Raw genomic sequence first — 12,849 nt, forward strand, 5'->3', positions numbered from 1 at the left:
GCCCCGGACTAATGATGGCTGCAATCTACTACACCCTGCTGTGTGAAATTGAAAAGGACGGCTGGCCGGTGCTGACCAGCCACATTTCCCTGACCCCCCTGCGCAAACTGATGATCGCCTGGAAAATCTGGGTGGGCGGCGGCAAGGGATTCATCCGTAAAATGCGAAAGCTGGATGTCCCTCAACGCTGACCACTCCCGGCCGCGCATTGCCGTCGTGGGTGCTGGCTGGGCGGGCCTGGCCGCCGCCTTCACACTCAAACGGGCCGGATGGCACACCGAGGTATTCGAGCAATCACCGGTACTTGGCGGGCGCGCCCGCAAGGCAGTGATTGCGCGCCGCGGTCTGGTGCTCGACAATGGCCAGCACCTGATGCTGGGCGCCTACCGCCACATTCTTGAGCTTATGCAAGAGATTGGCGTCGACAACGACCATGCCCTGCTGCGTCTGCCCCTGCAACTGACCTCGCTGGACGGCGCGTTGCACCTGTCGGTCAATACGGCCCATCCAGGACCACTCCGATTGCCCCTGGCGCTGCTTCGCATGAAAGGCCTGAGCGCTGGCCACAAATACGTCCTGTTCCGAACGCTATTGCAACTGCAATTGACTGGGTGGCATGTGGCGCCCGATACCACCGTCCTCGCCTGGCTGCAAAAACAGCGCCAACCGACCGCGCTGATCCGTCTTTTTTGGGAACCCTTGTGCATTGCCACGCTCAATACGCCGATTGGCGATGCGTCAATGGCGCTGTTTTCCGTCGTGCTCAGGGATAGCCTGACGGCCGGTGCAGATGCCAGCGACCTGATCCTGCCGCGCGTCGATCTGAGTGCCCTGTGGCCTGAAGTGCTTGCGCCACAACTGACAATTCATGCCAACATGCCGGTGCATGGCTTGAGTGCCGCGCCCGGCGGCTATCGACTACATACGGGCACGGGCAGCCGGCCGCCCAGGCAGCCGCGCCAGGCGCCGGATAACCGTGCTGCCGGGCGTGACCACGCCGAGCAAGGCGACGCCGTTTTCGATGCCGTGATCCTGGCCGCACCGGCGCGCATGTGCCATCGCCTACTGTCCCGACTCATGCCCAATCAGGCGGACAACCTGAACGGCGCACCGATAACAGACGATCATGCGCAGCCCGACATCGATGACCAGCGCCAGGCAGCGTTGGCAGAAAAATCTGCGCTGCTCGACCAGTTGAATGCCTTCCAATACCACGCGATTGCCACATTGACTGTGTTTCTGGAGCGCGCCTTTCCCTTGCCCGGCTGCATGTATATGCTAAAGGAAAATCGCCAGGCCGGGCACGACGGGCAGTGGCTGTTCAATCGCAGCCGCTTCATGCATCCCGATGCAGCCATCGGATCTGTCGACACCGCCTCTGCCAACGCGACAACACCAGGCGCTGCCAATGACCGCTTTTCACATGCAATTTCAATTGTAATCAGCCATGCAGACCATCTGATCGGCACTGGCCGGGACAATATTGCCAATGCGATACTGTCCCAGGTTCGCGACCAGTTGCCCACCGGCGTAACGCTGCCGCAAGTCCTCGGTTTCGAACTGATCATGGAAAAGAGAGCGACGTTTGCAGCCACCCCCGGGCTGGCCCGGCCCGATTGCGTGACGCCCTGGCCTGGCCTGTTCCTGGCCGGCGACTGGACCAACACCGGCTACCCGGGCGTACTCGAGGGCGCTGTCATGAGTGGGCTTGCTGCAGCGCAGGCAGCCCAGGCGTATTGACCAGCAGAAGCACGAGTGCAACCCGTTCAGGCTCACTGCGCTGATTTCGGCGGTCGCTTCATGGTATGGACGCTGACAGCCCCTGACTGCTATCGCTTCTGGAGCCGCTTGTAGACCGATGAGAAACCTATGGGACGTCTTATGATTTGGTTTCTTGCGGCCGAATCACCCCGGCTGGCATCGTATTGCCCGCCGCAGGTCTGGGTGCCACAAGCAAAGGCACGAAACGATAAAGGTACAGGCCGAACGCAACAATCCATGCCGCCGCCGACAGATGTAGCATCGGCACGCTGACCACGGGAATCATCAATGCAATCAGACGCGTCACGGTCGCGATGAAAACCAGAATATAACTGCTGACCATCAAGCGGTCTGCCTTCAGTGCGCGACCCGTATGCCCCAGCGCCGTGCGCGTTATCATGCCAATGATCATGATGGAGAAGCCTCCCATGGCAATGACATGCACGTACGCCGCCTGTCGCGCCAGCAACAAAGGACGCCACCCAATGAAATAGCCGGCGGCCAGCAGCAGGCCGATGCCCAGGAAAAACCACGCAAGGTACAGCACCCACAACAACGGCACGCGGACCACGGCTAGCGGCTTCCATTGGACGAGCTGATACAGGGCAACGGCGCCCGCAACCGCCGCTCCCATAGCCAGCGCATAGTCCTGTTGCAGGACGACGGCTAGCATGGCCACAGCGCAGGCAACAAGCTGCACCAGACCGGAGCGCTCATGTGCAGGAATCTTCAGACCGGTAATGGCCCGGGTGGCAAAAAACGGGATAACCCGCCGCGCGATGAGCAAGGTAATAAATACCATGCAAAGAATGCCAACGCGCAACACCTCGGTCAGCAGCATTGCCCTGCCCTGCGCAACTGCCACCAAGTACAATACGTTGGTCAGCCCCAGCACCAGCACGGCCCATGGCAGGATGTAGTTGCGTTTATTCCTGGCTTTGAAAATCACCCGCCAGAGCGCCACCGCCGCAATCAGATAAAACAGCGTATCGCTCACTGCGCCCAGCACGAATGCTGCCTGCCCCGGTATTAAAAATGCCAGCCGCGCCACCAGCCAGCATAGCGCCAGCATGCCTAACGCCGCCCCCTTCAGAGGATTATTGCCCGTCCAGGTGGCGCTGGCCGTGGTCAGGAAACCAACCGCAATCGTGGCGACAAAGCCCCACAGCATCTCATGCGCATGCCACCAAACGCCACTCAATTGTCCTGTCAACAATTGCGGCGTAAAAACCCAGATGGCAATTGAAATAAGCGCCCAGGCAGCGCCGCATATATACAAAGGACGAAACCCGAGAGACAGGAATGCGGAAAGGGAAAAACGCGATTGCGCAGGAGTGGATGCTTGCATGATAAATCGTGCCGGTCAGAGCAAATAATATGTATATTATATACATATTTTATAAAAAGACCGATCGACTCCCCGCCTGTGTCTGTTCCAAGTCAGGCGCGCAACGCAGATACGTCGCCCAAGGCCACCGTGGGCCGGCCGCGAACCAGTATGCGACCCCAGCCTTTGTATTCAAATGCGAATGACAATGCAGGGTCGCGGTGCACGCAATTTTTGCCACCACCACACACTACCGTCGCAGGTCGTTTCGTACACAGACCCTCGCCTGCCAAGGTCCAAAAAAAAGTCGATCCACCGGATCGACTTTTTGTTTTGCAACTAGGATGATTATATTTCAATTGCTATAAATTCAATTGTCACCAGCCTCGCCCATGCCTGATCAGATCAGTGCCCGCGCCTTGATGTAGTCACGTATGGCTTCCATATCATTATCCATAATGACCACTTTCTGCGGCAGATCGGCCAGCGACTTCAGATGGTCTGGAACGGGCGCCTGCTGGCCAGTTGCCTCCAGAATGGTCTCGCCAAACTTGGCGGGCAATGCCGTTTCCAGAACCAGCATCGGGATGCCCTCTTCGACGAATGCCTGGGCAACCTTTACGCCATCGGCCGTATGCGGGTCAATCAGAATGCCTGCTTGCTCTTGCACCCGGCGAATTGTATCCAGGCGATCCGCGTGCGTGCTGCTGCCGCCGACGAAACCAAACTCTTCGGTAAAGCGCGCTTTTTCTGCAGACAGGTCAAATACCCCTTCCTGCTCCAGCTTTTTCCAGGTTGCCGCCAGTCGCTTGGCATCGCGACCCAGCAGGTCGAATACAAAGCGCTCGAAATTGGAAGCCTTGGAAATATCCATGGACGGGCTGGACGTGGCAAGGGTTTCGGCGCTGACGCGCGGACGATAAACACCCGTACGGAAGAACTCTTCCAGCACATTGTTCTCGTTGGTTGCCAAAACCAGGCGATGAATGGGAAGGCCCATCCGGCGGGCGAAATGACCGGATAAAATATTACCGAAATTGCCCGATGGCACCGTGAACGATACCTTCTGGCCGGACACGTCGGTGCCGGCGCTGACCGCCTCATCGGTACTGCGCAGCCACGCCCAGAAGTAATACACAATCTGCGCGCAGATACGCGCCCAGTTGATGGAATTGACCGCACCCAGGTGGTAATTGGTCTTGAACGAAACATCGCCGGCCAATGCCTTGACTATATCCTGGCAGTCATCAAATACGCCTTTGACCGAGATATTATGAATATTCTCGTCCATCAGCGAATACATCTGGGCACGCTGGAAGGCGCTCATGCGGCCATGCGGCGACAGCATGAAGACAGAAACGCCCAGCTTGCCGCGCATGGCGTATTCCGCCGCAGAACCGGTGTCGCCCGAGGTGGCTCCCAGAATGTTCAGCTTGCGGCCTTCGCGCGCCAGCACAAATTCGAAAACCTGTCCCAGAAACTGCATTGCCAGGTCCTTGAACGCCAGCGTGGGTCCTTCGGACAAGCCCACCAGTGTCATTGACTTGTCCAAAGGCTTAAGCGGCACAATCTCGCTGCCGGAGAAAACCGATTCGTTATAGGCTGCCTTGCAGATGCGCTCCAGATCGGTGCGCGAAATATCGTCTATGTACAGGCTCAATATTTCCGTGGCCAGTTCAGCATAGGACAGCGAACGCCACAGTTCGAGCTGCTTGGCACTAACCGAAGGAATGCTCTCGGGTACCGCAAGGCCCCCATCGCGAGCCAGTCCTTCGAGAAGGATTTCGGAAAATGCAACCGGGCTCATGCCGCCACGGGTTGAAATGTATTTCATTATTGCTCCGTTATTCCGGCATCAAATACCGGAAACAAGAAGACACGCCCCTGCTGCTGGGGTCGTGCCGGTCAGATCAGTCAGTCCAGATGTTCCAGGCGGATACGCGTAATGGACGAATGCACGAAAGGCATGGCTTCAATGGTCTTGATCGCCGTATTGACGTCGCCTTCCCTGGCCTGGTGTGTCAGGAAAATAATGATGGCGCGGTTTTCGCCATCCTGTTCCTGCATCATGGAATTGATGGAAATCTGATGATCCGCCAGGATCCGGGTCAAGTCGGCAAGCACGCCAGAACGATCTTCCACCGACAGACGCAAATAGTAGCAAGTGCGCACGTCTTCCATATTCAGAATAGGCGTGTCTGACAGCGCGCTTGGCTGAAAGGCCAGATGAGGCACACGATTGCCGGGGTCGGACGTATGCAAGCGGGTCACATCGACCAGATCGGCCACCACAGCCGAGGCCGTGGCTTCGGAGCCCGCACCGGGACCATAATACAGCGTGTCACCCACCGCATCGCCATTGACAACCACTGCGTTCATGGCACCTTCTACATTGGCGATCAGCCGCTTGGTCGGCACCAGAGCCGGGTGCACCCGCAGCTCGATACCCTGATCGCGACGTCGCGTGATGCCCAGCAGCTTGATGCGATAACCCAACCGTTCCGCATAGACAATATCCTGTTGATCCAGATCGGCAATGCCTTCGATATGCGCCTTGCTGAACTGAATGGGAATGCCAAAGGCCAGGGATGCCATCAGCGTCAGTTTATGCGCCGCGTCGATTCCCTGAACGTCGCCCGCCGGATCAGCCTCGGCATAGCCCAGTTGCTGGGCCTGCGCCAGCGCGGTCTCGTAAGGCAGACCGTGCTCGCGCATTTGCGACAGAATGAAATTCGTGGTGCCGTTGATAATACCGGCCAGCCACTGGATACGGTTGGCCGTCAGGCCTTCGCGAATCGCCTTGATAATCGGGATTCCGCCAGCGACCGCGGCCTCGAACGCCACCATGACGCCTTTCTTGCTGGCCAGGGAAAATATTTCATTACCGTGCAGGGCGAGCAATGCCTTATTGGCCGTCACCACATGCTTGCCGTTTTCAATCGCGGTCAGCACCAGTTCACGGGCGAGCGTGGTGCCGCCAATGAGTTCGACGACAATATCCACCTCAGGATCGTCCACCAGGCCAGCCATATCATTGCTGACCGGCACTTTATCACCGAATACGGCCACCGCTTTGGCCGGTGTACGCGTGGCCACTTTGGACACCACAATCTGGCGTCCGGCGCGCCGTGATATTTCCTCTGCATTGCGCGTCAACACCGCGTAGGTGCCACTGCCTACAACCCCAAAACCTAATAAACCTACCTTCATTGGATTCATTTTTTCAGAAACCCGTCTTTTTTGAACATTTCTTTAATTCCTCTGATTGCCTGGCGCGTACGTTGTTCGTTCTCGATCATGGCAAAACGCACGTGATCGTCGCCCAGATCGCCAAAACCGATACCCGGCGATACAGCCAGCTTGGCATCGGCCAGCAGTTTTTTGGAAAATTCCAGTGATCCCATTGCCTTGTAGGGCTCGGGAATTTCGGCCCAGATGTACATCGCCGCCTTGGGAATCTCAACCATCCAGCCGACTTCGTGCAGCCCCTTGACCAGCACGTCGCGGCGATTCTTATAGTGCGCAACCACTTCGGCGACGCATTCCTGCGGGCCTTCCAGGGCAGCAATGGATGCGACCTGGATAGGCGTGAATGTCCCATAATCGTGGTAGCTTTTCATGCGAGCCAGCGCATTGACCAACTCGGCATTGCCCACCATGAAACCGACCCGCCAGCCAGCCATATTGTAGCTTTTACTCATGGTAAAAAATTCAACAGCCACATCCTTGGCGCCAGGCACCTGCATGATGGACGGCGGCTGGTAGCCGTCAAAGGTGATGTCGGCATAGGCCAGATCGTGCACGACCAGAATATCATGCTCTTTGGCCAGCTTGATCACCCGCTCGAAAAACGGTAAATCAACGCATTGCGCCGTGGGATTGCTGGGAAAACCCAGAATAATCATTTTCGGCTTGGGAATGGACTCGCGCACTGCCCGCTCGATTTCCTCGAAGAAATCCAGCCCTTTTTTCATGGGTATGGAGCGGATATTGGCGCCGGCTATGACCGCACCGTATATATGGATGGGATAGCTGGGATTGGGCACAAGCACGGTATCGCCCTTGTCGAGCGTGGCCAGCATCAGGTGAGCCAGCCCTTCCTTGGATCCGATAGTCACAATGGCTTCCCGGTCCGGGTCCAGAATAACGTTATAACGGCGTGAATACCAGTCTGCAATCGCCTTGCGCAGGCGCGGAATGCCTTTGGATACCGAATAACCATGAGTATCGGGGCGGATCGTCGCCTCTACCATTTTGTCAACGATATGCTTGGGCGTCGGTCCATCCGGATTACCCATTGACATGTCGATGATGTCTTCGCCACGTCGACGCGCCGCCATTTTCAGCTCGCCGGTAATGTTGAACACATAAGGAGGGAGCCTTTCTATACGTGGGAAGTTTCTCATGACGGACCTGGAATAAGTGAAGGAACAAAATTAGGGTGAAACCAGTAAATCTAGCCTATATAAGACCGTACGGCAAACGATTTTGCCTATGCACAAAAAAAATTTGCAATGGCCGTGTCATTGCAGTACAAAAAAAGATGAGATACGGACATTGCCAAACCGGCGACTGCCCCCAGGCAGCGACGCCGCAAGCGCATCCGGCATTTCTGGTCCGGTATCACAGCCGTGCGATCTGCTGCGCCCACGTAGCGCAAAATATCGCAGGACCACTATCACATATATGAAATACAGTTAGAATAAGATAAACGCACAAGGAGTCTTTGTGGAACTGAAAAGAGAACAGCCAACCGCATTAAATACGGTCACCCGCTATGGGGACCACTTCATCGAAGTCAATGAAGTCGAATATACCCATGCCATTGCGTTTCGCCCCGAAGGTACTGTGCGCCCGTGGAACGTGACCGCTGTCAGCGACATTACAACAGATCAGCTGATTCTGGCTGCGGACATCCGTAAGGTTGAAGGCAACCCCATCGATTTTCTTGACGACGCCCCTGCCACCAATTTTGAGAACACGCCTGAAATTTTGCTCGTGGGCACCGGTTCGCGCCAGCATTTTCTACCTGCAGCAGTGACTGCGCCCCTGCTGGCCGCGCGCGTGGGCATTGAAGCCATGGATTCGAAGGCGGCGGCTCGCACCTATAATGTACTGATGGCTGAAGGCCGCAATGTTGCTGTCGCGCTCATGCTCAGCGAAGGAGAATAAAATGACCAGTCCCCCCACCATCGGCAAGAAAGCGCCGGCATTCAAGGCCGAGAGCCAGCTTGGCCCGGTCACCCTGGCCGCACTGAAAGGCAAAAACGTCGTGCTGTATTTTTATCCCAAGGACAACACTCCCGGATGCACGACCGAAACCCAGGGATTCCGGGATGCGCTGAGCGATTTCGAAAACGAAAACACCGTCATACTGGGCGCCTCGCGCGATTCGCTTAAAAGCCACGAAAATTTTGCCACCAAGCAAAATGTGAGCTTTGCCCTGTTGTCCGACCCCGACGAAACATTGTGTACACAATACGACGTTATCAAGATGAAGAACATGTACGGCAAGCAGGTACGCGGGATTGAACGCAGCACCTTTCTGATCGATGGCACGGGCAAGCTTGTGCACGAGTGGCGAAAAGTGAAAGTGCCTGGCCATGTTGATGCCGTCCTTGAAGCAGTGCGCGACCTGAATGCCGCGCAACAGGATTAGTCCCACCCGGGCCCTGACGGGTACCCTTTTCCATGGTGCAACCGCCCATGGAACAACAGCCATGTGAGAAACTATCTATGCCACTTCCAAAGCTGCCTGCCAAACCTGCCGACATCCTGGATATGACGGGAATGCCGGTTCCAAAAGCCTCCAAGGAAGATACCGCGACCGCGGCGCCCCGTGGACGCAAGCGTCAGAAGCAGGACCAACCCGGCACGGTGGCAAGCGTCGACGCAGCCAATGCAACCGACTACGCCCGGCCGGATGTCGCTGATACAGCATCGGCCGGCATCGCTGTGCCAGCCGATATGACAGAACCGGCACAGGCCAGAGGAGGCGCCAAGGTGGCAACAATCGCACCGCAGGCGCGCGAGCAGGCCGATACCAAAGGCCGGCGCACCACCACCGCGCGTCGCGCCGACGCAGGTAGCGGCACCGCGCCTGCCGGGGGCAAATCGGGCAGCACACGCGGCGCACCGGTACGGGCGGCAAACACGGCGGGCAGCAACGGCTTGTCCAAACTCTTTGTCCTGGACACCAACGTACTGCTGCATGACCCTACATCGATCTTCCGCTTCGAAGAGCATGATATTTTCCTGCCCATGATGACGCTCGAAGAGCTGGACCATCACAAGAAAGGCATGACCGAAGTGGCACGCAACGCACGCCAGGTCAGCCGCTCGCTGGACGCGCTGGTGGCAGAGACTGAAGATATCCTCAAGGGCATGCCGCTGGACGCACTGGGCAACAAGGATGCAACCGGCCGCCTGCTGTTTCAGACGCAGAATATGGAAGGCCGGCTTCCCGTAGACCTGCCCAACGGCAAGGCCGACAATATGATCCTGGGGGTCGTGCAAACCCTGCATCGTGAACAGCCGCAACGCCAGATCGTGCTTGTCTCCAAAGACATCAATATGCGCTTGAAGGCGCGGGCGCTGGGTCTGGAGGCCGAAGACTACCTGAATGATCATTCGCTGGAAGACTCCGACCTGCTGTATGACGGGGCCATGCTGCTGCCGAACAATTTCTGGGCCAAACATGGCAAGGATGTCGAGTCCTGGATACAGGGCGGCACAACCTTCTACAAGATCAAGGGACCGCTGTGCGCCGATTTCGTGGTCAACCAGTTCGTTTATCTTGAAGGCGACTCGCCGCTGTACGCCCAGGTTCGTGAAGTCAACGGAAAAACAGCCGTGCTGGCCACCCTGCGAGACTATACCCACAAGAAAAACAACGTCTGGGGCGTCACCGCACGCAACCGCGAACAGAACTTCGCGCTCAACCTGCTCATGAATCCGGATATTGACTTTGTCTCGCTGCTGGGCCAGGCAGGTACCGGTAAAACCCTGCTGGCGCTTGCCTGCGGGCTGACTCAGGTGCTGGAAACCAAGCGCTATACTGAAATCATCATGACCCGAGTAACCGTGCCAGTGGGTGAAGACATCGGGTTTCTGCCGGGTACTGAAGAAGAGAAAATGCAACCCTGGATGGGCGCGCTCGAAGACAATCTGGAATTTCTCAATACGGGCACCAAGAATGACGGTTCGTCCGGCGAATGGGATCGCAGCGCCAGCAAGGAAGTGGTCAAATCGCATATCAAGATCAAGTCGCTCAACTTCATGCGCGGGCGCACTTTCCTGAACAAGTATCTGATTATCGATGAAGCGCAGAACCTGACGCCCAAGCAGATGAAAACACTGATCACCCGGGCCGGCCCCGGCACCAAGATCATTTGCCTTGGCAATATCGCGCAGATTGATACGCCCTACCTGACCGAAGGCAGTTCGGGCCTGACCTATGTCGTCGACCGCTTCAAGGGCTGGCCGCATTCCGGGCATATTACGCTGCAAAAAGGCGAGCGTTCGCGCCTGGCCGACTATGCCGGAGATGCGCTGTAGCCTTGGTCGGCCAATCGTATCGGAAGGCAAAGGCCGGTGACACGCTATTCAACGAAGCGGATCACCGGCCTTTTTTGTTTTTAGAAAAAAGAATACATCACCACAGGTTCAAGGTGATTTTACCTAATGTCCATGTCTTTGCGCCACACGCGGTCAGGACACCCATCGCTGGTCCATCGCATCGGCCCACAGGCCAGTCAAATCAGGCCCTGCGAGTCAATTACCAGACGCCGGCACATGCCATTTGCCGTCACAAGACCGCGAGATATGCTGCGCAATTACAGCCCCCACGCGCTTGGCCCCAGGTAAATCCGGTGCAGGATTGAGTACAATAGCCGCACCATTCAATCCTTAACGTAGATACGCGCAATGTCCCAGTCCCTGCTTCGTTTCCTGAAAATCGACCGTTTCACCCTGTTGTTGATCGTCGCGGTTATTATTGCGTCTGTATTACCCGCGCATGGTCGGGGCATGCCCGTCGCCGAACTGGTCACCAACCTGGCCATTGCACTGCTGTTCTTCCTGCACGGCTCACGCCTGTCACGCCAGGCGATCATTGCCGGCGCGACACACTGGCGGCTGCATCTGGTCATTTTTTCCTGCACGTTCATTCTGTTTCCCCTCTTGGGTGTCGTTCTGCGCCCGGTGCTCGAACCCATGCTGACACCGGACCTGTACAAGGGTGTACTCTATCTGTGCGTGCTGCCAGCCACTGTGCAATCGGCCATCGCCTTCACCTCGATCGCCCGTGGCAATATTCCCGCGGCCGTATGCAGCGCATCCTCGTCCAGCATACTGGGCATTTTCATCACGCCCATGCTGGTTAATTTGCTGATTGCCGATAGCAATGCAACCGCAGATTCACACCAGGCACTGGAAGCCATTTGGCTCATTACCCTGCAGTTGCTGGTTCCCTTTGCGCTGGGGCACTTTAGCCGCCTGTGGACCTCGGGGTTTATTGGCCGGCATGGTTCCCTCATGAAATTTGTGGATCAGGGCTCCATCCTGCTGGTGGTCTATGTTGCATTTTCAGAGGCGGTCAATGAAGGCCTCTGGCATGAAACACCGATAGGTGCCCTGATTGCAGTTGTGTTTGCCAGCGTCCTGCTCCTGGCCATTGTACTGATTCTGACTTCGCTGATCGGTCGCCTGATGGGCTTTTCGCTCGAAGACCGTATCACACTTGTATTTTGTGGATCGAAAAAGAGTCTGGCCAGCGGCCTTCCCATGGCGCAGGTGCTGTTTGCAGGTCAGGCGGTCGGCGCCATTATTCTGCCCCTGATGATCTTCCATCAGATCCAGCTTATGGTATGCGCGGTCATCGCCGCCAGGCTGGGCAAGCGACCGCAAGAAACCCCGGTTGACCAGGATGACGAGACCTTGCTCAAAAAACCGACATAACAAAGAACATGAGGCAAAGCGCATAGCGCAAAGAACACAGAAAAAAGGGGCAGTGCCGGCAACACGCAAGGCCTGCCCCTTTTGTTTTTTTTATTCTGCGATAAAACTGTCGCCCGGGCCGGCGTAATTCATAAACTTGGTAAATTCACCAGCGAACGTCAGCCTGACCGTACCAATGGGGCCCGCACGCTGCTTGCCGATAATGACTTCGGCAGAGCCTTTGTCCTGACTATCGGGGTGATACACTTCATCGCGATAGATAAACAGGATCAAGTCGGCATCCTGCTCAATCGCACCCGATTCACGCAAGTCACTCATGATGGGCCGCTTGTTGGTGCGTTGCTCCAGGCCCCGATTCAGCTGCGACAGCGCAATAACGGGACATTCCATTTCCTTGGCCAGGGTTTTGAGCGAACGGCTGATTTCAGAAATTTCGGCAGTCCTGTTGTCGTTTTTGGACAAGGCATTGCCCGACATCAGCTGCAAATAGTCGACCACAATCAGGCCCAGCTTGCCACACTTGCGCTTTAGCCGGCGCGCGCGTGAACGCAGCACCAGCGGGCTTAATGCCGGACTCTCGTCAATGTAGATCTGCGCTTCCTGCAATAGCTGCATGGCGTGGGTCAGCTTGGGCCAGTCCTCATCCAGCAACCTGCCGGTACGCATGCGCTGCTGATCCAGCTTGCCGATAGAGCCGATCATCCGGGCCGCCAGTTGCGTGGCTTCCATCTCCATGGAAAAGACAGCAACAGGCAAGCCTTCGTCGATCGCTACGTGTTCGGCAATATTCATGGAAAACGACG

10 protein-coding genes and 1 pseudogene are annotated in these 12,849 nt (G+C 56.7%); 6 read left to right on the forward strand and 5 right to left on the reverse strand.

All coding sequences use genetic code 11. From position 1 onward, the window contains the following. Both ACTIKR_RS18025 and ACTIKR_RS18030 read left to right on the forward strand, forming a co-directional pair. Positions 1 to 191, forward strand: a pseudogene (locus ACTIKR_RS18025) (presqualene diphosphate synthase HpnD); the annotation flags it as partial. After that, a complete protein-coding gene (locus ACTIKR_RS18030) occupies positions 175 to 1,740 on the forward strand; it encodes an FAD-dependent oxidoreductase (RefSeq protein ID WP_442328576.1) in 1,566 nt (521 codons plus the stop codon). The pseudogene ACTIKR_RS18025 and the gene ACTIKR_RS18030, both read left to right, overlap by 17 nt. A gap of 139 nt (positions 1,741 to 1,879) precedes the next feature. Here the strand turns inward: ACTIKR_RS18030 and ACTIKR_RS18035 are convergent, their stop codons facing one another. From ACTIKR_RS18035 to alaC, 4 genes are all read right to left on the reverse strand, one after another. Beyond that, entirely contained in the window at positions 1,880 to 3,109 is a 1,230-nt protein-coding gene (locus ACTIKR_RS18035; RefSeq protein ID WP_193088518.1) for an NnrS family protein, read from the reverse strand. A 379-nt stretch (positions 3,110 to 3,488) separates the two neighbouring features. Beyond that, on the reverse strand, positions 3,489 to 4,922 hold the full coding sequence (gene thrC, locus ACTIKR_RS18040; protein ID WP_193088519.1) for a threonine synthase: 1,434 nt from the start codon (positions 4,920 to 4,922) through the stop codon (positions 3,489 to 3,491). Positions 4,923 to 5,002: 80 nt separating this feature from the next. Then, positions 5,003 to 6,307, reverse strand: a complete 1,305-nt coding sequence (locus ACTIKR_RS18045; RefSeq protein ID WP_442328577.1) for a homoserine dehydrogenase — start codon at positions 6,305 to 6,307, stop codon at positions 5,003 to 5,005. Beyond that, positions 6,304 to 7,494 carry an alanine transaminase gene (alaC, locus tag ACTIKR_RS18050; protein ID WP_193088521.1) on the reverse strand — a complete coding sequence of 397 codons (1,191 nt, stop codon included), beginning with the start codon at positions 7,492 to 7,494 and terminating at the stop codon, positions 6,304 to 6,306. Before alaC ends, ACTIKR_RS18045 begins: the two co-directional genes overlap by 4 nt. Before the next feature lie 322 nt (positions 7,495 to 7,816). Between alaC and ACTIKR_RS18055 the strand changes: the two genes are divergently transcribed. The 4 genes from ACTIKR_RS18055 to ACTIKR_RS18070 all read left to right on the forward strand — a co-directional run bounded on the left by ACTIKR_RS18055 (position 7,817) and on the right by ACTIKR_RS18070 (position 12,046). Then, positions 7,817 to 8,260, forward strand: coding sequence for an Mth938-like domain-containing protein (locus ACTIKR_RS18055; protein ID WP_442328578.1), 444 nt, complete (start codon positions 7,817 to 7,819; stop codon positions 8,258 to 8,260). A 1-nt stretch (position 8,261) separates the two neighbouring features. Continuing rightward, entirely contained in the window at positions 8,262 to 8,747 is a 486-nt protein-coding gene (locus ACTIKR_RS18060; protein ID WP_442328579.1) for a peroxiredoxin, read from the forward strand. Between the two features lie 77 nt (positions 8,748 to 8,824). Then, positions 8,825 to 10,645: a PhoH family protein gene (locus ACTIKR_RS18065; RefSeq protein ID WP_442328580.1), complete on the forward strand. Its 1,821-nt coding sequence runs from the start codon at positions 8,825 to 8,827 to the stop codon at positions 10,643 to 10,645. 369 nt (positions 10,646 to 11,014) lie between these two features. Further along, positions 11,015 to 12,046 carry a bile acid:sodium symporter family protein gene (locus tag ACTIKR_RS18070; RefSeq protein ID WP_442328581.1) on the forward strand — a complete coding sequence of 344 codons (1,032 nt, stop codon included), beginning with the start codon at positions 11,015 to 11,017 and terminating at the stop codon, positions 12,044 to 12,046. Between the two features lie 90 nt (positions 12,047 to 12,136). Here ACTIKR_RS18070 and ACTIKR_RS18075 read toward each other — a convergent pair. Further along, positions 12,137 to 12,849, reverse strand: a 713-nt coding sequence (locus ACTIKR_RS18075) for a DnaB-like helicase C-terminal domain-containing protein (protein WP_442328582.1), incomplete at its 5' end; no start/stop codon positions are given.

The sequence above is a fragment of the Advenella sp. genome (assembly GCF_052108595.1).
Taxonomy (GTDB): Bacteria; Pseudomonadota; Gammaproteobacteria; order Burkholderiales; family Burkholderiaceae_B; genus Advenella.